Below are 24,868 nucleotides of genomic sequence, written 5' to 3' on the forward strand. Positions count from 1 at the left end.
CGCTGCATTCTTCCTCCAGTTCAGGGAGGAACACATGGCCGTCACCCAGCTCAAGCAGACCAACCTGCCGTTCTACGAGGAGCGCGTCGACCTCGCCTGCGCCTTCCGCTGGACGGCGCGGTTCAACATGCATGAGGCGGTGGCCAACCACTTCTCGCTTGCCGTCAACGACGACGGCTCGAAATTCCTGATGAACCCCAACCAGGTCCATTTCTCGCGCATCAAGGCGAGCGATCTCCTGCTCATCGACGCCAACGATCCCGAAACGATGAGCGGGCCGAATGCCCCCGACCCGACCGCCTGGGGGCTGCACGGTGCCGTCCACCGCAATTGCGCCCATGCGCGCTGCGTCATGCATGTGCATTCGATCCACGCCACGGTGCTCGCTTCGCTTGCCGATTCGACGCTGCCGCCGATCGACCAGAACACGGCGATCTTCTTTCGACGCCATGTCGTTGACGCCCATTACGGCGGTCTGGCCTTCGAGGAGGAGGGCGAGCGCTGTTCCAGCCTGCTTGCCGATCCCAAGGTCAAGGTGATGATCATGGGTAACCACGGCGTTCTGGTCATTGGCGACAGCGTCGCCGACACCTTCAACCGACTCTATTATTTCGAGCGTGCCTGCGAGACCTACATCAAGGCGTTGTGGACAGGCCGGCCGCTGCGGGTTCTGTCCGACGAGATCGCCGAAAAGGCAGCGCTCGAGCAAGAGGATTATCCCGGCCAGGCCGAACGCCACCTCGCCGAACTCAAGGCGATCCTCGACGAGCAGGAACCAGTGTATCGGAGCTGAGTGAGGTCGCGTACGTCCAACCGCCCCTCATCCGCTTGCCGGCACCTTCTCCCTGTGAAAGACGGAGAGAAGAGACAAGCGGCCACGTCGACGCCCCCTCGCCCCGTTTACGGAGAGAGGGTAAGGGTGAGGGCAATTTTCAAGCGCTCAGTCCAGCCCGAGCAACGCCCGAACCTCGTCGGCACTATGCGCCACCAGGGCGCCTGCCGGCCCTTCGATCTTGTCTTGCGGCCAAAAGATGGTGCGCATGCCCGCGGCAACGCCTGATGTCGCACCGGTCACGGAGTCTTCCATCACCACCGTGTCGGCGAGATCGATCTCGGTCAGCCATGCCGCGCGCAGATAAGGCTCGGGATCGGGCTTGCCGTTGCGTACATCGTTGCGGCTGATTGTTTTCATCGTCGGCTCGTGGATGCCGACTGCGCGCAAATTCGCCTCGACCACCATGCGGTCTGAGTTTGACACGATTGCCTGCACCACGCCCCTGGCCTTCAGGTCGCGAAAGATTTCCATGGCGCCATCACGCGGCAGAAGGCTTGGCGCGTGACCCATATAGTGATCGTATTTGAGCGCAATCCATTCATCGAATTCGAGACCAAGGCCGAACTGCTCCCGCAGCACCTCATAGACCGGGCGCGCCGCCTGACCCACGACGCGCGCATGCAGGTCAGCCGGCGGCTCGATTCCAGCGCTGCGCAGGGCCGCCACAAGCGCCCTTTCGTGCAGCGGCTCGCTGTCGATCAGCGTGCCGTCCATATCCCAGTACACTGCCTTCGGAATCATATGACCGGTCCTTGTTCACCCCATTGCTCATAGGAGCTTTGGCGGCGGAATTGAACCGGTCATATGATAGAGGAAAACACGTGCTCATGCGGTATTCTTTCAAAGATGCCGGCCGCAAGGGTCGTTGCCGTCGAGATAACCCATGTCGCGCTTGAGGTGATCCGGCAGGTCCCTGAAATCAAGTACGCGCCGGCGCGTGCGCCAAGTAAAGACTGACGCCAGACGCGATGTGAGGGAAACCGGTTCGCGATGAATGAGACTTGCCTGTGCCGTGTTCATGATCGTCGACCTCCGCTGATACTTGAAAGACGCTAATGCGTTGACCTAGATATTGGTCCTGGAAGCCCAGCAATTCCAATCGAACGTCGATCTGGATCCATTAAGAGCCCTTATGCATAGGACGGCGATATCATGAACATGCAGCTGCCGCCGCTGGCCGCGATCAGGGTGTTCGAGGCCGCCGCCCGCCATTCAAGCTTCACCAAGGCTGYGGCTGAACTCGGCATGACCCAGGCTGCCGTGAGCTATCAGATCAAGCTGCTGGAGGAACGCGTCGGGGCGCCGCTGTTCCTCCGCAAACCTCGCCAGGTCGTACTGACCGACGCCGGCAGCCGCCTCGCACCCGCCGTCACAGATGCCTTCAACATCCTGAGCGAAGCCTATGCCACCGCCCGCGCCGGCTCGGGCGGCACGCTTTGCATCTCCACCTTGCTCACCTTCGCCTCCAACTGGCTGGCGCGGCACATCGGCTCGTTCCAGATTCGCCATCCAGCAATCGCGGTGCGGCTCGACACATCGAACCACCTGGTCGACTTTTCGCGCGAGGAGGTCGACATCGGCATCCGCTCCGGCGACGGCAACTGGCCCGGGCTGGTCACCCACCTGCTGTTTCGGGCCCAGTATGCGCCCATGCTGAGCCCGATGCTGGCCGACAGCATCGGCGGCATCAAGGAACCCGCCGACCTTCTGAAGCTGCGCATCCTCGATCCCAGCGATGTCTGGTGGCAACGCTGGTTCACGCTGGCTGGCGTGCCTACCGACAGCCTGGAAGGACGGCCCGACACCTCGATGGGCTCGCAAGCCTACGAGGCGAACGCCGCGATGGCCGGCCAGGGCGTGGCGATCCTGACGCGCACCTTCTTCACCGCAGAACTCGCCGAAGGCCGTCTCATCCAGCCCTTCGATCTGCTTGGCGACGACAAAGACGCCTACTGGCTGGTCTATCCCGAGGCACGCCGCAACGTGCCCAAGATCCGCGCCTTCCGCGACTGGCTTCTATCCGAGATGGGTTGCCCGGAATGCTGACGGCAACGGGCACATAACCCTCGCAGGGTCATCCCAACAACCGCGCTGGCTCAATGCCTGGCCGCCCTCATGGCTTGCCTCTTCAGCCCGATTGCTGCAAAAAGCGGACCAAGGCGAGGCAAAACCAAACGTTTTGAGGCCGAATCGCCCGACATCGGCGGCATTTCTCGCGATATCGGCACGAAAGACGAAAATAATGTCTGCGAACGAAACCGGCGCGCAATCACCGGCAAGTCCTTGGCGTCACGAGATTCGGGCGATGCTGGCGCTTGCGTGGCCGATGATCCTGACCAATCTCGGCCAGACGGCGATGACCGCGACCGACGTCATGATGATGGGCCGGATCGGATCGAACGCGCTCGCCGCCGGCGCGCTCGGCTCCAACCTCTATTTCGCGCCGCTCATCTTCGGGCTCGGCCTGATGCTGGCGACTTCGCCGATGATCGCCACAGAATTGGGCCGCAAGCGCCACTCGGTGCGCGACCTCAGGCGCACAGTGCGCCAGGGGCTCTGGCTCGCCATCCTGGTCTCGATCCCGATCTGGATCATTCTGTGGAATGCCGAGGCGATCCTCAAGGCGATGGGCCAGGAGCCGGCGCTTGCCGAAACGGCCGGCATATATGTGCGCTGGCTGCAATGGGCAGTGCTGCCATTCTACGGCTATATCGTACTGCGCTCGTTCATTTCGGCGCTCGAGCGTCCCGGCTGGGCATTGGCGATCGTCTTCGCAGCGGTTGGCTTCAACGTGCTTGCCAACTGGGCCCTGATGTTCGGCCATCTCGGCTTTCCGGCCATGGGCGTCGCTGGCTCGGGGCTCGCGACCACGCTGTCGAGCGTGCTGATGTTCGTCGGCATGGTCGCCGTGGTGACGCTTGAGCCGAAGTTCCGGCGCTATCAACTGTTCGGGCGCTTCTGGCGCGCCGACTGGCCGCGCTTTGTCGGACTGCTCAAGCTTGGCTTGCCAATCGCCGGCATCCTCGCCTTCGAGGTCACCATCTTCAACGCCGCTGCGTTGCTGATGGGCCTGATCGATGCGCCGTCGCTGGCAGCACACGCAATTGCCATTCAGATCGCCTCGATCAGCTTCATGGTGCCTCTCGGCCTCAACCAGGCCGTCACCGTGCGCGTCGGCCTGGCCTATGGTGCTGGCAATTCCGAGGGCGTCAGCCGCGCCGGCTGGACGGCCTATGTCATGGGCGTCTCGTTCATGACGATGACGGCACTGATCATGCTGTTATGGCCGCATCTTCTGATCAGCGCCTTCATTGACGTCAACGACCCGGCCAACGCCGTCGTCATCGGCCTTGCCGTCTCGTTCCTGGCGCTGGCGGCACTGTTTCAGATCGTTGACGGCGCTCAGGCTGTCGCTGCCGGCATGTTGCGCGGACTCCATGACACGACCGTACCGATGATTTATGCGGCGATCGGCTATTGGGGCGTTGGCCTACCGCTCGGCGCGGTGCTCGCCTTCCATTTCGGCGTCAATGGCGTCGGCATCTGGATCGGCCTGTCTGCCGGCCTCGCTGTGGTGTCGGTGCTGCTTTTGTGGCGCTGGCTCAGGCGCGAAAAACTCGGGCTGATGGGCCGGCCGGTGATGTGAAGTCTAGGGGGGCACGCCATACGACGCGCGTCATCCCGGGCGARCGCAGCGAGACCCGGGACCCATTGGCACGGCCAACGTGGAGCACGGCCGCACTGGTCAATGGGTCCCGGATAAGCTTCGCTACGCTGCGCTTTCCGGGATGACGAGCGCGGTTCGCTCCCGCACCTCTCAGCTCTCCGACGACATTGCGCCGAGCAGCTTCCTGATGTCGCCGAACCTGGCGATCAGTCCGAACACCAGAGCGGCCACCGCCACGAAGAACACCGACACCGAGGCCATCGTCGGCGTGTAGCCGTATCGCAGAGCGTTGAAGATCTTGATCGGCAAGGTTTCGAGCGTGAAGCCGATCGTCATGTAGGCGACGATGTATTCGTTGAGCGACAGCACGAAGGCGAAGGCGTAGCCCGAGACGAGATAGGGCCGGATCAGCGGCAGCACCACCGTCTTGAGCACCGTGCGGTCGTCGGCGCCCATCGTCGCCGCCGCCTCGACCAGCGAGCGGTCGATGGAGGCGAAGCCGAGCGATAGCGTCACCAGCGGGAGCGTGACGAAAAAGATCGCATGGCTGATGACGGCCGTCCATGGCTGGCCATAGAAGCCGGTCGTTGCCCAGAACGTCAGCATGCCGAGCGCGGTGATGACGGGCGGCAGGATGAACGGTGCGAGGCCGAGGATCTGGAACACGTTCGCCCAGGGCGCTATGCGCCGCCACAGGAACCAGGCCAGCGGCAAGGCGATGGCCACCGCCAGTGCGGCGGCGGTCACTGCCAGCGACAGCGAGGCGATCAGCGCCTTGCGCCATTCGGGATCCGCGAAGATCTGCGCGTACCAGGCTAGCGAAAAGCCTTTGGGCGGGAAGGCCAGGTCCTGCTTTTCGTTGACTGAAACGCCTGCGACGACGATCAGCGGTGCGGCGAGGAACAGGGCAACGGCTGCGAAATAAAGCCGGCGAAGGAAGGTCTGTTTCACAGCGCGTTCTCCCTGCGTCCGACCAGCAGCGTCAAGCCGACAAGAGCCAGCGACATCAGCACCAAAAACACCGCCATCGCCGCAGCGAACGGCATGTTCGACTGGTAGATCGCCTGGTCGGTGATCAGCACCGACAGCGTCCAATGCGAGGGCCGGCCAAGGATCTGCGGCAACAGATAYGAACCGAGCGCAAAGACAAAGACCATGATCAGCGTCGCAACAATGGTGTTGCGCAGTGCTGGCACCACGACATTCAGGAAAGCCCTGACCGGCGACGCACCGAGCGTTCGGGCGGCCTCCAGCAATGTCGGGTCGAGGCGGACTAGGGCGGGATAAAGCACCRGGATCGTGTAGGGCAGCGCCTGGTAGACCATGCCGGTCAGCACCGCCCAGAAGCTAGGCAGCAGCGCCACCGGCTCCTTCATCAGGCCGATGGCGACGAACAGGTTGGTGATGCCGGCGGTGCGCGAAAACAGCGTCGACCAGGCAAAACCGATGATGACCTCCGACAGCGACAGCACTGAAAGCAGGCACACCAGCCAGATCGTCTGCACCTTGCGCGGCCGCTTGGTGAGCAGGAAGGTGAAGGGAAAGGCGATGACGACGCAGCAGATCGCCACCATCACCGCCAGCATTAGCGAAAAGCCCAGCACCTTGCCGAAGAACGGCGTGAGGAAGCGGGCATAGTTGGTGAAGACGAAATCGGGCGTGTAGAAGCCCGAGGGATCACGCTGGAAAAAGCTCACCGCGATCATCGTCGAAAACGGCACGACGAAAAAGACGATCAGCATCAGCCCGGGAAAAAACAGCGGGCTGTAGTCGGCGATCGATTTCGGCGCCTCACGTTTCATGATTTGAGCACCACGCAGGCTTCCGCCGGCAGGATCAGGCCAACCTGCTGGCCGGCCACGACCTCGGGCCGTTCGCGCGGCGTGGCGACAGCAACGATGGTTTTGCCACCCGCTTCGACGAAGGTCTCGATAGTGCCGCCGAGGTCGCGCACGAAGGTCACGGTGCCTGCGATCGCATCGCCGCCGACCGGGCCCAGTTGCACGTCCTCGGGGCGGATCGACACCGAGGCTTTGGTCAAGCCCTCTGGCATCGTCAGATGCGGAATGGCGTGGCCGAGCACGGAGACGCGGCCAAGCCGGTCGGCACTCGCATCGAGCAGATTGGTCATGCCGATGAAGTCGGCGACAAACGCGTCTGCYGGCTTGCGGTAGATTTCGATCGGCGGAGCTGCCTGGAGAATCTTGCCGTTGCCCATGACAACGACAAGATCGGCCATGGTCATGGCTTCGCGCTGGTCGTGGGTGACGACGAAGGTGGTGATGCCGAGCCTTTGCTGCAGCTGGCGCAATTCGACCTGCATCGCCTCGCGCAGCTTGGCGTCGAGCGCCGACAGCGGCTCGTCGAGCAAAAACAGTTTTGGCGACAGCGCAAGCGCACGTGCGATGGCCACGCGCTGGCGCTGGCCGCCGGAGAGCTTTGCCACCGGGCGGTCGCTGAAGCCGGGCAGATCGATCAGCTTGAGCAGCTCGTCGGAGCGTTTCTTCTGGTCTTCGCGCGAGGCGCCGCGGATGCGCAGCGCATAGGAGATATTGTCGCCGACCGACAGATGCGGAAACAGCGCCAGCGACTGGAACACCATGCCGAGATTGCGCTTGTGCGTCGGCATCGGCGTGATGTCGGTGCCGTCGAGCAGGATCTCCCCGCTGGTCGGCTCCTCAAGACCGGCAATCATGCGCAAAAGCGTGGTCTTGCCACAGCCCGACGGCCCGAGCAGGCAGACGAACTTGCCATGCGGCACCGACAGATTGGCCGTATCGACCGCCCTGAAGTTGCCGAAGGTCTTGGTGATGTCCTTAAGCTCAAGTCCGGACATGAGGGGCCCTCGAAATGTTGGAGCGGCGTTGTGGAAAGCGTCTCTTCTCCCCGTTTACGGGGAGAAGATGCCGGAAGGCAGATGAGGGGCAGTGCGAGCCTTGCCGCGCTGGCTCTGCCCCTCATCCGGCCTCCCGAGTTCAATCGAGGGGCGCGCCACCTTCTCCCCGCGGGCGGGGAGAAGGAAAGACAGGTCACCCAACGATCAGCTCGGTCCACTTCTGGTTAATCCAGTCGGCCTTGGTGGTGTAGAGGTCATAGCGCGGGATGATCGGCGGAATGTCCGACGACACGGCGGCGAACTGTTCCGGCGTCAGGTCGAGCAGATCGCGCTTGACCGTCGGTGCGGTGCCGACCTTGCGCGACATCAGCGACTGCACGGCTGGCTGGCACATGTGATCGATGAAGGCATGCGCCTCCTCGGTCTTCTTCGAAGCACGCGACAGAACCCACGAGCCGGAATCCTGGATGCCGCCTTCCTTGGGGAAGGTCGAGCGCACAGGGTGGCCCTCTGCCGCCGCCAGGCCGGTAACATCGTGGTAATACTGGCCCATCGGGATTTCGCCCGACTTCAGAGCTTGTTCGAACTGCGCCTCGTCACGATACCACAGCCGCACGTTCGGCTTGACCTCGGCGAGCTTGTCCAGCGCCTTCAGGATGCCTTCCTCGGTGTCGAGCGCCTTGGTGCCGCCCATGAATGTCGTTGCCGTCACTTCGAGCAGGAAAGAGTTGGAAGCCAGCGCCAGAAGGCCGAGCTTGTCGACGTTCGCCGGATCCCAGAGCGCCGCCCAGCTGTCGGGCGCGGTCGGGAAGACGTTGGTGTTGGTGACAAGCGTGATGTACCAGGCCACAGCACCGATGCCGGCGACACGGCCGTCTGGATACTTGTTGACGAAATGCTCGATCAGGTTCGAGCTGTTCTTGATCTTGGCAAGGTCGAGCGGCGCCCACAGATTGGTCGACTGGCCCTTGAGCATCGCGATCTGCGACATCATCGAAAGATCGGCAGGTGCCTGGCCTGCCTTGGCCGCCTGTTCGAGCTGCACCAGCCAGGCTTCGCCTGTCGGTTCGGCGATGGATTCCACCGCGATGCCGGTTGCCTTGGTGAATTCAGGGAAGATGTGCTCGTCGAACGACTTCTTGAAGTAGCCGCCATAGACGCCGATCTTGATCGACTTGTCCTGCGCCCTAAGGATCGATGGCATGGCAAGCAGGCTCGCCGACGCCACACCGGCGCCCAGCACGGCGCGCCGGCTGATTGGGGTGTTCAGTATCTTTTTCATCGGTCTTCTCCTCATTTATTGCCGGCTTTTGCCGGACGTTCCCATGATTTTTTTATGACGGAGGCTCGTGTCAGCGTGCTGCGGCGCGGGCCTCCAGTGAACGGGCATATTGGGTGAGGGGGTAGCAAAGCACGAAGAAGATCACTGCCACCAGCCCGTAGACGGTGAACGGCTCAAATGTCGCGTTGTTGATGGCGTTCGAGGTCCTGAGCAATTCCTCAAAGCCGATGATCGAGGTCAGCGCGGTTGCCTTGATCAGCTGGACGAGGAAGCCGACAACCGGCGCGCGCGTAATGGCAAAGGCCTGCGGCAGGATGATCAGGCGCRGCTCCTGGACATAGTGCAGGCCGAGGCTTGCACCGGCATCCCATTGGCCGCGCGGCAAGGCATCGACACCACCGCGCCAGATCTCGGCGAGATAGGCGCTGGCAAAGAAGGTCAGGCCGAGTACGGCCGCCGTCCATGGTTCGATGCGGAAGCCGAGCATCGGCAGGCCGAAGAACATCAAAAACAGCTGCATCAGCAAAGGCGTGCCCTGAAACAGCGCGATGTAGCCGCTGGCAAAGCGGCGTTTCCATTTGCCCTTGGAGATGCGCAGAAACAGGATGGCGATGCCGACGATACCGCCGCCGACAAAGGCCGCGATCGACAAAAGCACTGTCCAGCGCGTGGCGAAGATCAGGTTGCGCAGGATATCCCAGAAGGTGAATTCGATCATGACACGCCTGCCGACAGCGTACGGCGGCCGATGCCGACCAGAAGCCGGCGCAGCGCGATCGAAAGACCGAGATAGATCATGGCGACGACGAAATAGGTCTCGAAGGGGCGGAAAGTCCGCGCCTGCAGCATGTCGGCTTCGTAGGTGAGTTCACTGACTGCGATCTGCGACACGACCGAAGACTCGAGCATCATGATCACGATCTGGCTCGTCAAGGCGGGGAAGATGACCTTCAACGCCTGTGGCAAGACGATCTTGACGAAGACCTGGCGCGGCCGCAAGCCCAAGGCAAAGGCCGCCTCGCGCTGGCCTTTCGGCACCGCGTCGAGGCCGGCACCTACTATCTCGGTGGTGTAGGCGGCCATGTTGAGCGTCATCGCCAGGATGGCCGCGGCGATCGGATCGAGCCTGATGCCGATCGCCGGCAGCCCGAAGAAGATGAAGAACAGTTGCACCAGGAACGGCGTGTTCCTGATCACCTCGACATAGACTGTGATGGCGCGCTTGAGCCACAGCGGACCGCTGCGGCGGCCGGCGGCGGCCAGCACGGAGATCACCGTGCCGGCCAGCGTCGTCACCACGATCAGGAAGATCGTCATGGCGGCACCGCGCGCGATCGCGCCCAGTGCCCCTTCAAGCCAGCCGAAGTCGAGGCTGTAGCTCACCGATCAATCCTTGAGGTTCTCGGGGTTGAGCGGCACCTTCAGCCATGCCTCGGACGATTTGCTGAGACGGCCGTCGGCAAGCATCGCTGCGACCGTGTCGTTGATCACCTTCTTCAAACCGTCCTCGCTCTTGTTGAGGCCGATATGCGACGGCGAGGTCAAAAGCTGGAACTTCTGCTCCGGCTTGAGCGCCTCCTGGCGCGCCAGCACCTGGGCGCCAACGTCGTTGCCGACCACCATCAGCTGGGTCTGGCCGGAGATGAAGGCCTGGATGACGGCGTTGTAGTTGTCGAAGCGCTTGATGTCGGCGGTGGCGGGCGCGGCCTCGGTCAGCGAGGTGTCTTCCAGCGTACCGCGATTGACGGCGATCGACTTGCCGGCGAGGTCGTCCTTGCCTGCTACCTTCATCTCGGCGGGGCCGATCACGGCGATGTAGTAAGGAGCGTAGGCGGCGGCGAAGTCGATGACCTGCTCGCGCTCCTTGGAGTAGCCGACGCTCATCAGCAAATCGACGCGCTTGTCGGTCAGGTAGGGAATGCGGTTCTGGCCGGTCACCGGCACTGGATTGAGCTTGACCTTGAGCGCGTCGGCGATCGCCTGCGCCACGTCCATGTCATAGCCCTTGAGGCTCATGTCGGCGCTTGCCGAGGAGAAGGGCGGGAAGTCGGCGAAGACGCCGACATTGATCTGGCCTGCCTTGGCGATGTCTTCGAGCGCATCGGCATTGGCCGGCTGCACCGCAAAGGCGGCGGTGCCGGCGACAATCAGAGCGGCGACCGTCGATTGCAATATCGTCTTGATGTTCATGTCGTGGTTCCCTCTGGAATGATTGCTTGTTGAACAGTCTCGTTAGCACCTGGCCGCTGCTTCCCAAACAGCGGCCAGTCGAAATTGTTGTTGTTTATGCGCCCTTGTTGGTGACGAAGGGGCTGAACATCATCAGGCTCAGGATCTCAAACAGCACCTGGGCGCCGGCATGCGCCGTATTGGTGGTCGAGTCGTATTGCGGCGCGACCTCGACGACATCGCCGCCGACAAGGTTGAGGCCCTTCAAACCGCGCACGATCTCCAGCACTTCACGCGTCGTCAGCCCGCCGACTTCCGGCGTGCCGGTACCGGGCGCAAAGGCCGGATCGAGGCTGTCGATGTCGAAGGACAGATATGTCGGGCCGTCGCCGACGATCTTCTTGGCCTTTTCGATGACAGCGGGAATGCCCATGCCCGTCACCTCTTCAGCGTGGATGATGGTCATGCCGGATTCGTAGGAGAACTCCCACAGATATTCGGCCGAGCCACGAATGCCGATCTGGATCACCCGGCTGGGGTCGAGCACGCCGTCGAGCACCGCATTTCGGAACGGGCCGCCGTGGTGGAACTTGGTGAGATCGTAGGCGCCGCCGGTGTCGCAATGGGCATCGATGTGGATCATGCCGACGGGGCGCTTCTTGCCGACCGCCTTGAGGATCGGATGGGTGATCGAATGGTCGCCGCCGACCGACAGCGGCACAACGCCGGCGTCGACGATCTGGCCAATGCGGCGCTCGATGTCTTCATGGCTGAGCTCGAGCCGGTAGCGGCTTCGGAACGGCACGTCGCCGATGTCGGCGACCCTGAGTTCCTGCACCGGCGCGCAGTCGAGCACGTGGTTGTAGGGCCCGATGCGTTCGATGGTGCGCAGCGCACGCGGACCGAAACGCGAGCCGGGGCGATTGGTGACGCCGAGATCCATCGGCACGCCGATCATCGCCACCTGCAGGTCGCCGAAATCCGGGTTATCGTTGTCGATCTCCCGATAAGGCGCGGTCAGGAAGGTCGGGATGCCCGAATAGGGCGCAAGCCGCGTGCCGGCCTTGTTGAAGATCTTGTCGGCGACGCGGCGGAATTTTGGGTCAAACAGATCGCCGCCATGGCCTTCGCCATATTTCTTGCGCAGCTCGTCAAGTTTTTTGACGTCGAAACCCATGATTTCCTCCTGTGGTCCGAGACGGCAATGCGGGCGATCGCCTGTAGCCGTCCGCTCCCGGCGGCCAGCCTGATACCTCGTGTTCCCCGCATGCTTTTTGGTTGTTATGGGTCAAGTCTCCGGCAGCGCCGTTGAAATAGCAATTGATAATGTTAAGGTCTCGGCTGTGAGAATTTCTCACAGTGAACGGTCCTAGCCGTGGAGATTTGATGTCCAGGCGCCTGCCCCCGCTGAACCCGCTGCGCGCCTTCGAAGCGACCGCACGGCATGGCTCGCTGACCAAGGCAGCGGTCGAGCTCAACGTCACCCACGGCGCGATCAGCCACCAGATCCGGGCGCTTGAAGCGACTCTCAAGGTCAAGCTTCTGGAGCGTGCCGGTTCGCGCCTCAAGCTCACCCCCCAAGGCGCCGAGCTTTTGCCCGCCGTATCGGGCGCTTTCGAAAGTATTGCGGCGGCCACCGCGCGAATGACCAGGCCGACGAGCTCGGGCAAGCTGACTGTAAGTTGCGTGCCGGCACTTCTGTCATTGTGGCTGGTGCCTAGGCTCGGCGGCTTCACCGCCCAGTATCCGGGCATCAGCCTTACGCTGAATGCGACCAACGATGCCCGCGATATCCATTCGCCCGACGTCGATGTCTGCCTGCTCTACGGCGACGGCCGGTGGAGCGATTGCTGGATGAAGAAGTGGTCGACACTGGAGCTCTTCCCGGTGGTCAGCCCGACGCTGATCAACAACCGTCCTATCCGCAGCGTGCGCGATCTCGCCGATCACGTGCTGCTGCACGCCGACGAAGGCCGGGAATGGCACACATGGCTGGCCGCCGCCGACGCGCTTGATATCAAGCCGGTGCAGCAGCACCGGATGGCTGGTGCAAGCCTCACCACCGAAGCCGCCGTGCACGGCCACGGCCTGGCTCTCGGCGACAGTGTCACGGCGAGCACACTGCTGGCCAAGGGACAGCTGGTCACGCCGTTCAATCTTTCGGTCCCTGCGGTCGATGCGTTCTACGTGGTGTGCCGCAACGAGGTGAGATCGGCGCCGATCGCCCAGGTGTTCATCGACTGGCTGTTTGCCCAGCGCGAGGAGCTTCCAGCACGCACCGAGCAGGCCGTTACAGGCCAGATCAGCATCCGCAAGAGACGCGCGCAAAAACCGGTGGCAGTTGGCTAGGAACTGCCGATGTAACCGATAGGGCCAGGGTTGCTTTTTTCTCGTCTGCAGCTTGRTCGCCCGCGCACTATATCTCAAAGCTGTCAACGAGGTCGCGCCTGCGCGGCGGGCGTGTATCGGGAGGAATGAAGCGGCATGGCCAGGACCGACATCGCACGACGGGTGTACAACCACACCTGGAAGCTCGATCCGATCGTGCGGTCCCTGCTCGACACGGACTTCTACAAGCTTTTGATGCTGCAAATGATCTGGGGCATGCACCCCAAGGTCGACGCCACCTTCTCGCTGATCAACCGCGCGACTTCGGTCAAGCTGGCCGAAGAGATCGACGAGGGCGAATTGCGCGAGCAGCTCGACCACGCCCGCACCCTGCGCTTCTCCAAAAAGGAGATGATCTGGCTCGGCGGCAACAATTTCTATGGCCGCAAGCAGATCTTCGAGCCGGAATTCCTGGCCTGGCTCGAAAACTTCCAGCTGCCGCCCTATGAGCTCGAAAAGCGCGACGGCCAGTATGAGCTGACCTTCGCCGGCCCTTGGGTCCTGACCTCGATGTGGGAAATTCCCGCACTCGCCATCATCAACGAGCTGCGCTCGCGCTCGGTGATGAAAGCCTTCGGCCCCTTCGCGCTCGATGTTCTTTATGCCCGCGCCAAGGCCAAGATGTGGGACAAGACCGAGCGGCTGAAGATGCTGCCCGACATCAAGATCTCCGACTTCGGCACGCGCCGCAGGCATTCATTCCTGTGGCAGCGCTGGTGCGTCGAAGCGCTCAAGGAGGGCATCGGCGAGGCCTTTACCGGCACGTCCAACGTGCTTTTGGCCATGGACACCGACCTCGAAGCGCTCGGCACCAACGCCCATGAGCTGCCGATGGTCTATGCCGCACTCGCCAACAGTGAAGACGAGCTCAAGCAGTCGCCCTACAAGGTGCTGCGCGACTGGCAGCGCTATTATGGTGGCAACCTCTTGATCGTCTTGCCCGACGCCTTCGGCACCGCGGCCTTCCTGCGTGACGCACCCGACTGGGTCGCCGACTGGACCGGCTTCCGCCCCGACAGCGCGCCGCCGATCGAAGGCGGCGAGCGCATCATCGAGTGGTGGCGCAAGAAGGGCCAGGACCCAAGCTCGAAGCTCCTGATCTTCTCCGACGGGCTCGATGTCGACACCATCATCGAGACCTACCGGCATTTCGAGGGCAAGGTGCGCATGTCCTTCGGCTGGGGCACCAATTTGACCAACGACTTCGAGGGCTGCGCGCCTGTGGAAACCGATCGGCTCAACGCCATTTCCCTGGTCTGCAAGGTCACCGAGGCCAATGGCCGACCGGCGGTCAAACTGTCGGACAACCCGGCCAAGGCCACCGGCGACAGACAAGAAATCGCCCGTTACCTCCGCATCTTCGGCGAAAAGGACCGGGTGGAACAGTTGGTGAAGGTGTAGGGCGGGGCTAGGTGCGGTGCCGCAAAGGTCTGTTGGGACCATGCCTGACGCCACTCTTCCCGCACGGGCAAGTCACAACAGCACTGGTATAACCATCCGACGCATGGCGGCGACGTCGGCCGCAGCAAGCAGCATGACGGCATTGCAAACACTGCCTGCACTCGCCCACGCCTCCGACCGCGGCCATGTCCTGATGCTGCCGACCGGGCATTACATAGCCGGCGCAGCATTGGCCGTGGCGGCATCTTTTGTGGTATTGGCGCTGGTGCCACCGGATCGGCTCGTCGCCTTCTGGCGCAGGCGTTTGCCACTCGGCTCGATCCCCGATCTGCGGCTCCCCGCCAGCCTGCTGTCTTTCGCCATCTTCGCGGCACTGGTCGTTGCCGGGATCTTCGGTAGCCGCGATCCACTGTCCAACCCGCTACCTCTGACCATCTGGACACTGCTTTGGGTCGGCCTCACCCTCGCGCAGGGCTTGTTCGGCAATCTCTGGCGATGGCTCAACCCGTGGTATGGCCCCTACCGCCTCATCAGGCGCGCATCGGGTTTCGCTGCGAGAGACGACAGTCCGCTGCGTCTGCCCGTGTGGGTCGGCTATTGGCCAGCCTTCATCCTGTTCTTCGGCTTCGCCTGGTTCGAGTTGATCGATCCCGCGCCCGACGACCCAGCGCGGCTAGCAATTGCCGCCGGAACCTACTGGCTGTTTTCGCTCATCGCCATGCTGGCATTCGGCTTCGAACGCTGGAGCCGTCAGGGCGAGTTCATCTCCGCCTTCTTCGCCATGATTGGGCGCTTCGGCATCGTCGATGGCAAGAACGACGGCGCGCGGCTGCGCCTTGCTTTGTGCTGGCCCGGCGCCAAGCTTTACGAAGCCGAAACGCTGCCGCCATCGGGCGCATTGTTCCTGCTGCTGACGCTTGCCTCGGTCTCCTTCGACGGTTTTTCCAAGACCTTCTTCTGGCTTGGCCTCAACGGCATCAACCCGCTCGAGCTGCCCGGCCGCACCGCCCTTGTCGCCACCAACAGCTTCGGCCTCGTGGCAATGTTCACGYTGCTCGCGACGGTCGCTCTGCTGGCAGTCCTGATCGGCGAAAGGCTTGTGCGCAGCACCCTGCCCTTGCAACAGGCGGCGGGGCTGTTTGTCTGGTCGATCGTGCCGATCGCGCTCGCCTATCATTTCTCGCACTATCTGACATCGCTCCTGGTCAATGGCCAGTATGCGCTTGTCGCCTTGTCGGACCCGTTCGCCCGAGGCTGGAACCTGTTCGGCACGGCCCATATGCCGGTCGAGGCCGGCATCGTCATGGGCGCGCATTCCGCCTGGCTTGTCTGGAACCTGCAGGCGGCAGCCATCGTCGGTGGCCATGTGCTGGCGGTGCTGCTCGCACATGTGCTCGCCTGGCGGTTGCACCCCTCCGCCACTAGCGCCTCGCTAAGCCAGTTGCCGCTTACCGTGCTGATGATCGGCTACACCGTTTTCGGCCTGTGGCTGCTCTCGACAGCCACTGCGGGATAGTGCAAATGCAGCTGGCTTTGACCTTGCGGAAGCCACTATTGCCACCTCCCGGGATTGGTGATCTAGTTTGTATACATGCGATTTTTCGCCGGTTTCTTGGATTCCGAGCGGAAGAGGCGCCGATCCGCACCATGGTTGGTCAAAAGACACGGCAAGGGGATAGGGCATGACTGACAGCAATCGCTTTTTCGATCTCGGCAAAACCGGCCTCACCCGCCGCACGGCGCTCAAGGGCATTGCCGCGGGCGCCGGCCTGATGGCAGCACCCGGTTTCGTGCGCTATTCGCAGGCACAGTCGTCAGCGCCGATCAAGATCGGCTTCCAGGCCCACCGCACCGGCATTGGTGCTGCCTATGGCCGCTGGTATGAGAAGACCACCAACGCTGCGGTCAAGCTGATCAACGACGCCGGCGGCATCAATGGCCGCCCGATCGAGATCATCGTCGAGGATGACGGCACCGACCCCAAGCGCGGCGCTGAAGTGGTCGGAAAATTCGCCTCCCAGCACAAGACCGACATCGTTTTCGGCACACTTTTCAGCCATGTCGTCGTCGGCTCCGCGCCGACCGCCGGCGAGCTCAAGATCCCCTATTATGTGGTCAGCGAGGGCTACCACGTCGCCTCGGGCAAGCTGAACCGCTGGGTCTTCCAGCCCGGCATCACCGACGTGCGCGCCCAGGTCACTTCGGTTGCACCCTGGGTTGCTGCCAATCTCGGCAAGAAAGTGACGATGATCTATCCGGATTATGCCTTCGGATACGACCACCGCGACTATTTCGCGCCCGCCATCAAGGCGCAGGGCGGCGAGGTGGTGGCGCAAATCCCGATCCCGCCGACCGAAAGCTCTTTCACCAAATATTTGCCGCAGATCCCTGCCGACACCGAGGTGTTGTACCATGTCATGGTCGGCCCCGGCGTGCTTACCTTCGTCAAGGAACTCGGCGAATTCTACGGTTCGAACAAGCCGCAGCTGTTCGGCTTCATCGATTCGCTCGAGGCCGTCGACATCAACAGCCCCGGCCTCGAATTTCTCGACGGCAGCCATTTCTGGGAGGGCTCGCCGCGCTATGCCCAGGCCAATGACAGCGAAGCCCAAAAGGCCTATCGCAAGGCCGTCGGCATCGACGACAATGGCGCGTCGGTCAGCGACCCCAAGGACGTTTCGACCGCCGCCCACATGTTCGGCTGCTGGGAAACGCTCTATGTCATCAAAAAGGCGATGGAGGATTCGGGCTACAGGGGACCGGAGGATCGCGCCAAGCTGGTCGAGGCGACCGAGGCACTGACCGAATTCAAGGAAGGCCCCGAGCACCCGCAAGGCGACAAGATCTTCAACGGCAAGATCCACCAGGTCTTCGGCCACCAGAACATCTCCAAGGTCGAAAGCGGCAAGCTCAAGGTCGTCCACCGGACAGCGATCGAAGACGGCATGTACAAGCCCGAGGCGGACTACACGACACAGCCGCTGTGAATTGAAGATGCCATTGCTGGTGCCGCCCCTCATCCCCCTACCGGGACCTTCTCCCCGTAGAACGGGGAGAAGGAGGATGGCCGCAACGCCGACGCCCCCCTCGCCCCATTTACGTGGAGAGGGTGAGGGGCAGCGCCACCCCTGCCAGACGATCATCACCTGAATGTCCTTCTTCCCTCACCTCCTGCTTGCCACTCTCGAAGGCCTCGTCACCTCGGCCGTGCTGGCGCTGACAGCGCTCGGACTGTCGCTGGTGTTCGGCGTCATGCGCATCGTCAATGTCGCCCATGGCGAGTTCTTCATGCTGGGCGCGGTGCTTGCATGGGCGATCACCACCACAATGACCGGCCACCCGGCGCTCGGCTTCGCGGTCGCGCTGGTGGTGTCGCCGCTGATCGTCGGCGCCATCGCCTGGGTTGCCGAGCGGCTGGTGCTGCGCCGGCTCGAATACAATCCCGAAGCCACCATCGTTGCCACCATCGGCCTGCTCTACATCATCCAGCAACTGGCCCTCACCTTCTACGGGCCCGAGGCACGGCCGGTAGCGCCGCCCTTCAACTACCGCATCCAGCTGCCGTGGTTCGGCTATTCCGGCTACAAGCTGTCGATCATCGCCGCCTCCGCGATTTTGCTGCTCGCCACCTGGTTCGTGCTGACCCGCACCCGGATCGGGCTCATCATGCGGGCAACCCAATATGACCGCGAGACAGCACAAGCCTTCGGCATCCCGGTCGGGCGCGTCTATGGCGCGGTGTTCGCGCTTGGCGCCATGCTTGCGGCTGTTGCCGCCGTCCTGATCGTGCCGATCCAGCAGGCGCATTATCTGATGGGCCTCGACCCGCTGTTGTTGTCCTTCATCGTCGTCATCATCGGCGGGCTCGGCTCGCTGCGTGGGACGGTGGTGGCAGCCCTTCTGATCGGCGTTTCCGACGGCATCATTTCGGTGTTCTTTTCGCCGACATTGGCCAAGATCATTGCCACGCTCGTCGTTGCCCTGGTGCTGGTGTTCCGACCGCAAGGACTGTTTGGAACGGCACCGAAATGAACAGGGACGGGGCAACAGCCAAGGTCTACGGCTTGCATGTTGGCGTGGTGGCACTGCTGGTGGCGCTCAATTTCGTGCTTCCCGAATATCACCACGGCGTCCTTGCCCGCGTGCTGGTGCTCGCCGTCTTCGCCATGGGCTACAACATGCTGTTCGGCTATGTCGGGCTGCTCAGCCTCGGCCACGCCATGTTCTTTTCGGCCGGGCTCTATGGTGCCGGGCTGCCGCTCTACCATCTCGGCTGGGGCGTGCCGGCAGCCTTTGGCGCGGGCATTGCGGCGGGTCTTGTCGTGTCGCTGGTCGTCGGTCTCTTGGCGCTCAGAACAACCGGCGTCGCCTTCATGATCGTAACCATGATGTTCGCGCAGGTGTTTTATCTGACCACGCTCTATTTTGGCGAATGGACGCGCGGCGACGAAGGACTGGTGCTGCAACAGCAGACTCGACAGATCACGCTTGGCGCGCAAACGCTCGACCTGACCAACCCAACGACGCGCTACCTGATGGCAGTCACGCTGTTCGCGGCGGCGCTGTTTGCCACCGTCGCCATCGTCCGCTCACGCCACGGCCGGGTGCTCGTTGCCATCCGCGAGAACGAGGAACGGACAAGGATGCTCGGCTACGACACCTTCGCCAACAAATTGGCGGCGGTGGTCACTTCAGGAATGATCTGTGCCGCCGCGGGTGCCGCCTATGCTCTGCTGTTCGGCTATGTCGGCTCAACCTTCGCCTCGGTGCAGTATTCGATCCTGCCGCTGCTGTGGGTGCTGCTCGGCGGTGCCGCGACCACGCTCGGGCCGCTGATCGGCACGCTGTTCATGTATTATGTCATCGACATCGCCAGCAGCTATACCTCCGCCTACATGCTTGTCGTCGGCGCAATGCTGATCCTGCTCGTGCTCTATTTCCGCAAAGGCGTTCTCGGCACGGTGCGGGAGCGCTGGGTCAGGTGGCTGCCATGACGCCGCTTTTGACCACCAAGGGACTGTCGCGCCACTTCGGCGGCCTGCGCGCTGTTGACGATGTCGACTTTTCGCTCGATCCGGGCGAGATCCGCGCGGTCATCGGCCCCAATGGTGCCGGCAAGACGACATTCGTCAGTCTGGTCTGCGGCCGCTATGCACCGGACGCTGGAACCATCACCTTCGACGGCGAGGACATCACCAAAATGCCGGCGCATCTGAGGGTGCGGCGAGGCATCGCCTACACGTTTCAGATCACCAGCGTATTCGCCAATCTCTCCGCCTACGACAATGTCGCCCTGCCGGTGCAGCGGACCCTGACCGACGGGCGTTCGCGCGGCGCGGTGCATCATGGTGCGATGGAGGCGCTCGAGCGCGTCGGACTTGCCAGCCGGGCACATGAGCAGGCCGGCACGCTTGCCTACGGCCACCAGCGGCTTTTGGAAGTGGCGATGGGGCTGGCACTCAAGCCACGGCTGCTGATCCTCGACGAACCGACGCAAGGTCTGTCGGACGGCGAGATCGATAACTTCATTGCCCTTGTGCGCGAGATCGCCAAGGACGCGACGGTGCTTCTGATCGAGCACAACATGCAAGTTGTGATGGAACTCGCAAAACGCATCACCGTGTTCAATTCAGGCAGGATACTGGCCGAAGGCGCGCCCGCCGAAATTCGCGCCAACACCGCCGTGCAGGACGCCTATCTAGGCACCGCGCCTGGGGGTGAGGCATGAGCGCTGCACTGAAGATATCAGGGCTCGACTGCTTCTATGGCGAGGTGCAGGTGCTGCATCGCCTCGACCTCGAACTGAACAAGGGCGAGGTGCTGTGCCTGCTTGGCCGCAACGGTGCCGGCAAGACAACGACGCTGAAGGCGATCATGGGGCTGGTGCCGGCCCGCGCCGGTTCGATAAGGCTCGGCGAGCGTGACTTGACCGAGTTGCCCGCCCATGACGTGCCGAAAGCCGGCGTCGCCTATGTACCGCAAGGACGGCGACTGTTCGCCGAACTGACGGTCGCCGAAAACATCGAGATCGGCCTGATGGCCCGAAACAAGGGCAATTCGGTGCGCGAGGGCGTGCTCGAGTTGTTTCCGCTGCTGCGCGACCGGCTGAAGCAGCGTTCGGGCACTCTCTCGGGTGGCGAGCAGCAGATGCTGGCGATGGCACGCGCGCTGTGCCTCGAACCCGAGGTGCTGCTGCTCGACGAACCGACCGAAGGCCTGATGCCGTCGATGATCGCCAAGATCCGCGAGACGGTGGTCGGGCTGCGAGGGCGCGGCGTGTCGACCATCCTTGTCGAACAGCGCGTCGAGGCGGTTTTGTCCATCGCCGACCGCGTCGCCTTCATCGAAAACGGCCGCAACCGCGAGACAGTCGATGTCGCGCGGCTGCGGGATGACCCGACGCTGGTGCGCCGTTATGTCGGCGTCGGCTAGCCGAAGAAAACAAACCCAGCGATGAGGAAGGTCGGGATCAGCACCGCGCCTGACCACAGCATGTAGCCGAAGAAGCCCGGCATGTTGACGCCGCGCTCGCGTGCGATGGCGTAGACCATGAAATTCGGCGCGTTGCCGATATAGGTGTTGGCGCCCATGAACACCGCGCCCGCCGAGATCGCCGCCAGTGTGCTGGCGAGTTGGGTCATCAAGACCTTGGGGTCGCCTCCGGCCAGTTCGAAAAACACCAGATAGGTCGGGGCATTGTCGAGGAAGGACGAAAGCAGTCCGGTCAGCCAGAAATAGGCGAGATCGTTGGGCGCACCCGAAGGAGTTGTGACCAGCGACACCAGCGGCGCCAGGGCGCCGTCGAGCCCGGCACGCAGGATGGCGATCACCGGTACGATGCAGATGAAAATCGCGGCAAACAGCTTTGCCACTTCGAGGATCGGCCCCCAGGAAAAACCGTTGGCTGAGCGATATTCCTTGCGGGTGACGGCCAGCGAGACGAAGGCCAGCACCAGGATGATGGCGTCCCGCACGAGGTTCTGCAATTCGACCGAAACACCCTGGATGGTGAAGGTGATCCCGGGCTTCCACGACGCAGACAACAGGATGGCGGCGATGACGCCTGCCAGCAGCGCGATGTTGGCTACGCCGCGGATACGGACCTTCGAATGCGGCGTCGGATCCTTGATCTTGGGCTGGCCTTGCTCGCGGCTGTGGAAATACCAATCAACTGCCAGGAAAGCGGCAAGCACGATGCCGCCGACAAGCAGCGTCTCTCGCCAGAGATGGGCCGTGGTCCAGAAGAAATCGACGCCGCGCAGGAAGCCGACGAACAGCGGCGGGTCTCCGAGCGGGGTCAGCGAGCCGCCGATGTTGGACACCAGAAAAATGAAGAAGACGACGACGTGGGCGTTGAAGCGCCGGTTGTCGTTGGCCCGGATGACGGGACGGATCATGATCATCGAGGCACCAGTGGTGCCGACAACCGAGGCCAGGAGCGCGCCGATCAGCAGCAGTCCGGCATTGACCAAAGGCGTGCCCTGGATATTGCCGGCGACCAGAACGCCGCCCGATATGGTGAACAGCCCGAACAGCAGGATGATGAAGGACATGTATTCAAGCAGGAGCGTATGAAGCACCGCCTCTGCCGAGACATCCAAGCCGAAAAACAGCGCCATCGGCACGATAACGAGTGCTGCCCAAACAGCTGAGATCTTGCCGTAGTGATGCTCCCAGACATGCGGATAAAGCAGCGGACCGGTGGCGATGGACAGCAGCAAGCCGGCAAAGGGCAGCGCCCACCACAATGACATGGCTGCCCCTGGCAACCCCTCTTCGGCGGCAAAGGCCGAACCAACACTCAACAACACACCCGCCAGCGCCACAGGCACTGCCGCAAAACGCGAGAAATTCATCCGGTCCCCTCAACACCGGCCTTGGGCCAGTCAATTCAAACTGCTGCTCGCCGTTTAGACGAGCGTCACGCCTGCGTCGCGCATCTTGCCGATCATCGTTTCGAGCGAACCGCCGAGATCGATGGCGCGGCAGCCGTCGAGCCGCACCGTGGTGGCAAAGCCATGTTTGACCGCATCGATCGCGGAATAGGCAACACAGAAATCGGTGGCCAGCCCAACCAGCGTGATTTCGCCGATGCCACGCTCGCGCAGATAGCCAGCGAGGCCGGTCGGCGTCAGATAGTCGTTCTCGAAGAAAGCCGAATAGCTGTCGATGCCGAGGCGAAAACCCTTGCGCACCACAAGCTCGGCCTTGGCCCAGGCGAGGCCGGAATGGAAGTCGGAACCGCGGCTACCCTGGATGCAGTGGTCGGGCCACAGCGTCTGGGTACCGTAAGGCATGTCGATGCTTTCGAACGGCTGTTTGCCCTGATGGCTGGAGGCGAAACTCGAATGGCCGGCCGGGTGCCAGTCCTGGGTCAGCAGGACGTGCTCGGTGTTGCGGATGAGGTCGTTGACCAGCGGAATGATCTCGTCGCCGCCTGACACGGCAAGCGCGCCGCCGGGGCAAAAGTCGTTCTGCAGATCGATGACGATGAGCGCGTCGGTGGCCATGGAGCCTCCATCAGGCTGGTTTTTCGGGCCGCCGAAACTGGGTCAGATGGAAGCGCGCGTCAACCTGCAACTTGGACAGGGTGGCTGCCCGCAACATGCAATCCGGGCTTTGACAAAAGGCCGCAGCGAGCTATCATTTGCATGCGAATGATTTTGTCCGGCGGCCAGCCGGGAGGCATTGCGTGATCCGTTACGCGAAACCCAAAACACTCGACGAAGCGCTCGCGCTGCTCAGCGAAGGGTCCTGGCGAATTCTGGCCGGCGCCACCGATTTTTACCCCGCCCTCGGAAACCGCCCGCTTTTCGAAGACGTGCTCGACATCAATGGCCTGGCCGAACTGCGCGGCATCGCCGAAAGCGAAAGCCATTTCAGCATCGGCGCACGCACAAGCTGGACCGAGGTCCTGAAGGCACAGCTTCCGCCGGCCTTCGACGCGTTGAAACAGGCGGCGCGCGAAATCGGCTCGATCCAGATCCAGAATGTGGCGTCCGTGGCCGGCAACATCTGCAACGCTTCGCCTGCGGCGGACGGTGTGCCACCTCTGCTCATCCTCGACGCCGAGGTGGAACTGAGGGCGCGGCACGAAATTCGGCTGCTACCGCTTGGCGAATTCATCACCGGCAACCGCAAGACGAGGCTGCGCCAGGACGAGATGGTGACGGCGCTGCGCATCCCCAAGGCTTCGGCTGCGGGGCATTCGGCCTTCGTCAAACTCGGCGCGCGGCGCTATCTCGTCATTTCGATCGCGATGACAGCAGCGCGGATCGCGCTCGACACCGATGGGCGGATTACCATGGCCGCAGTTGCAGTGGGTTCGTGCTCGGCGGTGGCGCAGCGGCTTCATGAGCTGGAGGCAGCACTTGCCGGTCATCAGGCGGATGAAATAGCCGGGATCGTCAACGACGCTGAACTGACGGAGCTGTCACCTATCGACGACGTCCGCGGCAGTGCCGAGTATCGGCGCGTGGCAGCGCGCGAGATCGTTACGCGCGCGCTGCTGCAGGCGGCCTACGGCTCTCAGAAACGGGTGGCCGCATGAAAACCGACCGCGCGCCGATCAGCTTCACTGTCAACGGCGCGCCGGTTTCGGTTTCGGCGGCACCGATGCGGCGGCTGTCGTCCATCCTGCGCGACGACCTGAAGCTGACCGGCACCAAGGTGGGTTGCGATGCCGGCGACTGCGGTGCCTGCACAGTGTTGCTCGACGGCGAGCCGGTCTGCGCCTGCCTGTTGCCGGTCGCCTCGGTGGAAGGCGCTTCGGTCCGCACCGTGGAGGGGCTCAGCCACGGCGGCCTGTCCGCTCTGCAGGCATCGTTCCTGGCGCATGGCGCGGCCCAATGCGGCATCTGCACGCCAGGCCTGCTGGTGACCGCGACCGCGCTTCTGGAACGCAATGCACGGCCAAGCGAGGCCGAGGTGCAGGACGCGCTCGGCGGGATTTTGTGCCGCTGCACGGGCTACCGCAAGATTGTTCAGGCGGTGATGGGGGCGCATGAGCACGTCACGCCCCTCGATTTCCGCCTTCCACCCGCAGGCCGGGCCGTTGGCGCTTCTCCTGTCAGGCTCGACGGCGTGCCGAAGGTGACGGGCACGGAAAAATTCGGCGGCGATGCATTTCCCGCTGATGCGCTTGTGGTGTTGGTCGTCCGCTCGCCGCATCACCACGCGGCATTCTCGTTCGGCGATCTCGACGCCTATGTCACCGACAATGCCGGGGTCGTTGCAGTTTTCACCGCCACGGATATCCCGGGCATCAACAGTTTCGGCGTGATCCCGCCC

The 24,868-nt window shown here is 62.8% G+C and carries 25 protein-coding genes; 13 read left to right on the forward strand and 12 right to left on the reverse strand.

The window, feature by feature from the left end:
• Positions 1-34: 34 nt before the first annotated feature.
• Complete coding sequence (locus AC1DUU_RS00355) at positions 35-793, forward strand: class II aldolase and adducin N-terminal domain-containing protein (RefSeq protein ID WP_476781415.1); 759 nt, start codon at positions 35-37, stop codon at positions 791-793.
• Between the two features lie 147 nt (positions 794-940).
• On the opposite strand, the gene AC1DUU_RS00360 is transcribed toward AC1DUU_RS00355, so the two are convergent.
• Both AC1DUU_RS00360 and AC1DUU_RS00365 read right to left on the reverse strand, forming a co-directional pair.
• Positions 941-1,576, reverse strand: coding sequence for an HAD family hydrolase (locus AC1DUU_RS00360; RefSeq protein ID WP_476781416.1), 636 nt, complete (start codon positions 1,574-1,576; stop codon positions 941-943).
• Positions 1,577-1,675: 99 nt separating this feature from the next.
• Positions 1,676-1,855, reverse strand: a complete 180-nt coding sequence (locus AC1DUU_RS00365) for a hypothetical protein (protein WP_476781417.1) — start codon at positions 1,853-1,855, stop codon at positions 1,676-1,678.
• Between the two features lie 132 nt (positions 1,856-1,987).
• On the opposite strand from AC1DUU_RS00365, the gene AC1DUU_RS00370 reads away from it, so the two are divergent.
• Both AC1DUU_RS00370 and AC1DUU_RS00375 read left to right on the forward strand, forming a co-directional pair.
• Positions 1,988-2,881 carry a LysR substrate-binding domain-containing protein gene (locus tag AC1DUU_RS00370; protein ID WP_476781418.1) on the forward strand — a complete coding sequence of 298 codons (894 nt, stop codon included), beginning with the start codon at positions 1,988-1,990 and terminating at the stop codon, positions 2,879-2,881.
• A gap of 196 nt (positions 2,882-3,077) precedes the next feature.
• Positions 3,078-4,481: an MATE family efflux transporter gene (locus tag AC1DUU_RS00375; RefSeq protein ID WP_476781419.1), complete on the forward strand. Its 1,404-nt coding sequence runs from the start codon at positions 3,078-3,080 to the stop codon at positions 4,479-4,481.
• Between the two features lie 171 nt (positions 4,482-4,652).
• Here the strand turns inward: AC1DUU_RS00375 and AC1DUU_RS00380 are convergent, their stop codons facing one another.
• The 8 genes from AC1DUU_RS00380 to speB all read right to left on the reverse strand — a co-directional run bounded on the left by AC1DUU_RS00380 (position 4,653) and on the right by speB (position 11,966).
• Positions 4,653-5,453: an ABC transporter permease gene (locus AC1DUU_RS00380; RefSeq protein WP_476781420.1), complete on the reverse strand. Its 801-nt coding sequence runs from the start codon at positions 5,451-5,453 to the stop codon at positions 4,653-4,655.
• Positions 5,450-6,304 (reverse strand): ABC transporter permease, encoded by an 855-nt coding sequence (locus AC1DUU_RS00385; RefSeq protein ID WP_476781421.1) that lies wholly within the window; start codon positions 6,302-6,304, stop codon positions 5,450-5,452. The genes AC1DUU_RS00380 and AC1DUU_RS00385 overlap by 4 nt, the downstream gene beginning before the upstream one ends.
• Entirely contained in the window at positions 6,301-7,338 is a 1,038-nt protein-coding gene (locus AC1DUU_RS00390; RefSeq protein WP_476781422.1) for an ABC transporter ATP-binding protein, read from the reverse strand. The genes AC1DUU_RS00385 and AC1DUU_RS00390 overlap by 4 nt, the downstream gene beginning before the upstream one ends.
• A gap of 193 nt (positions 7,339-7,531) precedes the next feature.
• The gene (locus AC1DUU_RS00395) at positions 7,532-8,620 is read right to left on the reverse strand and encodes an ABC transporter substrate-binding protein (RefSeq protein ID WP_476781423.1); all 1,089 of its coding nucleotides are present in this window, start codon (positions 8,618-8,620) and stop codon (positions 7,532-7,534) included.
• Positions 8,621-8,690: 70 nt separating this feature from the next.
• Entirely contained in the window at positions 8,691-9,338 is a 648-nt protein-coding gene (locus tag AC1DUU_RS00400) for an amino acid ABC transporter permease (RefSeq protein ID WP_476781424.1), read from the reverse strand.
• Complete coding sequence (locus AC1DUU_RS00405) at positions 9,335-10,003, reverse strand: amino acid ABC transporter permease (RefSeq protein ID WP_476781425.1); 669 nt, start codon at positions 10,001-10,003, stop codon at positions 9,335-9,337. The genes AC1DUU_RS00400 and AC1DUU_RS00405 overlap by 4 nt, the downstream gene beginning before the upstream one ends.
• Before the next feature lie 3 nt (positions 10,004-10,006).
• Positions 10,007-10,810 (reverse strand): transporter substrate-binding domain-containing protein, encoded by an 804-nt coding sequence (locus AC1DUU_RS00410; protein WP_476781426.1) that lies wholly within the window; start codon positions 10,808-10,810, stop codon positions 10,007-10,009.
• A gap of 94 nt (positions 10,811-10,904) precedes the next feature.
• The gene (gene speB, locus AC1DUU_RS00415; RefSeq protein ID WP_476781427.1) at positions 10,905-11,966 is read right to left on the reverse strand and encodes an agmatinase; all 1,062 of its coding nucleotides are present in this window, start codon (positions 11,964-11,966) and stop codon (positions 10,905-10,907) included.
• 209 nt (positions 11,967-12,175) lie between these two features.
• On the opposite strand from speB, the gene gcvA reads away from it, so the two are divergent.
• From gcvA to AC1DUU_RS00455, 8 genes are all read left to right on the forward strand, one after another.
• A complete protein-coding gene (gcvA, locus tag AC1DUU_RS00420) occupies positions 12,176-13,138 on the forward strand; it encodes a transcriptional regulator GcvA (RefSeq protein ID WP_476781428.1) in 963 nt (320 codons plus the stop codon).
• 135 nt (positions 13,139-13,273) lie between these two features.
• The gene (gene pncB / locus AC1DUU_RS00425) at positions 13,274-14,578 is read left to right on the forward strand and encodes a nicotinate phosphoribosyltransferase (protein ID WP_476781429.1); all 1,305 of its coding nucleotides are present in this window, start codon (positions 13,274-13,276) and stop codon (positions 14,576-14,578) included.
• A gap of 133 nt (positions 14,579-14,711) precedes the next feature.
• Positions 14,712-16,094, forward strand: a complete 1,383-nt coding sequence (locus tag AC1DUU_RS00430; RefSeq protein WP_476781430.1) for a hypothetical protein — start codon at positions 14,712-14,714, stop codon at positions 16,092-16,094.
• A gap of 166 nt (positions 16,095-16,260) precedes the next feature.
• A complete protein-coding gene (locus AC1DUU_RS00435) occupies positions 16,261-17,565 on the forward strand; it encodes an ABC transporter substrate-binding protein (protein ID WP_476781431.1) in 1,305 nt (434 codons plus the stop codon).
• 163 nt (positions 17,566-17,728) lie between these two features.
• Complete coding sequence (locus AC1DUU_RS00440) at positions 17,729-18,610, forward strand: branched-chain amino acid ABC transporter permease (RefSeq protein WP_476781432.1); 882 nt, start codon at positions 17,729-17,731, stop codon at positions 18,608-18,610.
• Positions 18,607-19,572: a branched-chain amino acid ABC transporter permease gene (locus tag AC1DUU_RS00445; RefSeq protein WP_476781433.1), complete on the forward strand. Its 966-nt coding sequence runs from the start codon at positions 18,607-18,609 to the stop codon at positions 19,570-19,572. The genes AC1DUU_RS00440 and AC1DUU_RS00445 overlap by 4 nt, the downstream gene beginning before the upstream one ends.
• Positions 19,569-20,306 carry an ABC transporter ATP-binding protein gene (locus AC1DUU_RS00450; RefSeq protein WP_476781434.1) on the forward strand — a complete coding sequence of 246 codons (738 nt, stop codon included), beginning with the start codon at positions 19,569-19,571 and terminating at the stop codon, positions 20,304-20,306. Before AC1DUU_RS00445 ends, AC1DUU_RS00450 begins: the two co-directional genes overlap by 4 nt.
• Entirely contained in the window at positions 20,303-21,010 is a 708-nt protein-coding gene (locus tag AC1DUU_RS00455; RefSeq protein ID WP_476781435.1) for an ABC transporter ATP-binding protein, read from the forward strand. The genes AC1DUU_RS00450 and AC1DUU_RS00455 overlap by 4 nt, the downstream gene beginning before the upstream one ends.
• Here the strand turns inward: AC1DUU_RS00455 and AC1DUU_RS00460 are convergent.
• Positions 21,007-22,434 (reverse strand): sodium:proton antiporter, encoded by a 1,428-nt coding sequence (locus AC1DUU_RS00460; protein ID WP_476781436.1) that lies wholly within the window; start codon positions 22,432-22,434, stop codon positions 21,007-21,009. The two genes, AC1DUU_RS00455 and AC1DUU_RS00460, sit on opposite strands and share 4 nt — an antisense overlap.
• A gap of 54 nt (positions 22,435-22,488) precedes the next feature.
• The gene (gene pncA / locus AC1DUU_RS00465; protein WP_476781437.1) at positions 22,489-23,088 is read right to left on the reverse strand and encodes a bifunctional nicotinamidase/pyrazinamidase; all 600 of its coding nucleotides are present in this window, start codon (positions 23,086-23,088) and stop codon (positions 22,489-22,491) included.
• A 182-nt stretch (positions 23,089-23,270) separates the two neighbouring features.
• Here pncA and AC1DUU_RS00470 point away from each other — a divergent pair, with 182 nt between their 5' ends.
• Both AC1DUU_RS00470 and AC1DUU_RS00475 read left to right on the forward strand, forming a co-directional pair.
• Positions 23,271-24,128, forward strand: a complete 858-nt coding sequence (locus tag AC1DUU_RS00470; RefSeq protein WP_476781438.1) for an FAD binding domain-containing protein — start codon at positions 23,271-23,273, stop codon at positions 24,126-24,128.
• The coding region (locus AC1DUU_RS00475; protein ID WP_476781439.1) for a (2Fe-2S)-binding protein at positions 24,125-24,868 on the forward strand (744 nt) is incomplete at its 3' end. The genes AC1DUU_RS00470 and AC1DUU_RS00475, both read left to right, overlap by 4 nt.

The sequence above is a fragment of the Aminobacter sp. P4_H6_2 genome (assembly GCF_056400805.1).

Coding starts and splice junctions, on each gene's coding strand:
- AC1DUU_RS00410 (WP_476781426.1), bottom strand. CDS start 10,810: ATGAACATCAAGACGATATTGCAATCGACGGTCGCCGCTCTGATTGTC.
- AC1DUU_RS00440 (WP_476781432.1), top strand. CDS start 17,729: ATGTCCTTCTTCCCTCACCTCCTGCTTGCCACTCTCGAAGGCCTCGTC.
- AC1DUU_RS00375 (WP_476781419.1), top strand. CDS start 3,078: ATGTCTGCGAACGAAACCGGCGCGCAATCACCGGCAAGTCCTTGGCGT.
- AC1DUU_RS00445 (WP_476781433.1), top strand. CDS start 18,607: ATGAACAGGGACGGGGCAACAGCCAAGGTCTACGGCTTGCATGTTGGC.
- pncA (WP_476781437.1), bottom strand. CDS start 23,088: ATGGCCACCGACGCGCTCATCGTCATCGATCTGCAGAACGACTTTTGC.
- AC1DUU_RS00455 (WP_476781435.1), top strand. CDS start 20,303: ATGAGCGCTGCACTGAAGATATCAGGGCTCGACTGCTTCTATGGCGAG.
- AC1DUU_RS00460 (WP_476781436.1), bottom strand. CDS start 22,434: ATGAATTTCTCGCGTTTTGCGGCAGTGCCTGTGGCGCTGGCGGGTGTG.
- gcvA (WP_476781428.1), top strand. CDS start 12,176: ATGTCCAGGCGCCTGCCCCCGCTGAACCCGCTGCGCGCCTTCGAAGCG.
- AC1DUU_RS00450 (WP_476781434.1), top strand. CDS start 19,569: ATGACGCCGCTTTTGACCACCAAGGGACTGTCGCGCCACTTCGGCGGC.
- AC1DUU_RS00395 (WP_476781423.1), bottom strand. CDS start 8,620: ATGAAAAAGATACTGAACACCCCAATCAGCCGGCGCGCCGTGCTGGGC.
- pncB (WP_476781429.1), top strand. CDS start 13,274: ATGGCCAGGACCGACATCGCACGACGGGTGTACAACCACACCTGGAAG.
- speB (WP_476781427.1), bottom strand. CDS start 11,966: ATGGGTTTCGACGTCAAAAAACTTGACGAGCTGCGCAAGAAATATGGC.
- AC1DUU_RS00355 (WP_476781415.1), top strand. CDS start 35: ATGGCCGTCACCCAGCTCAAGCAGACCAACCTGCCGTTCTACGAGGAG.
- AC1DUU_RS00365 (WP_476781417.1), bottom strand. CDS start 1,855: ATGAACACGGCACAGGCAAGTCTCATTCATCGCGAACCGGTTTCCCTC.
- AC1DUU_RS00360 (WP_476781416.1), bottom strand. CDS start 1,576: ATGATTCCGAAGGCAGTGTACTGGGATATGGACGGCACGCTGATCGAC.
- AC1DUU_RS00435 (WP_476781431.1), top strand. CDS start 16,261: ATGACTGACAGCAATCGCTTTTTCGATCTCGGCAAAACCGGCCTCACC.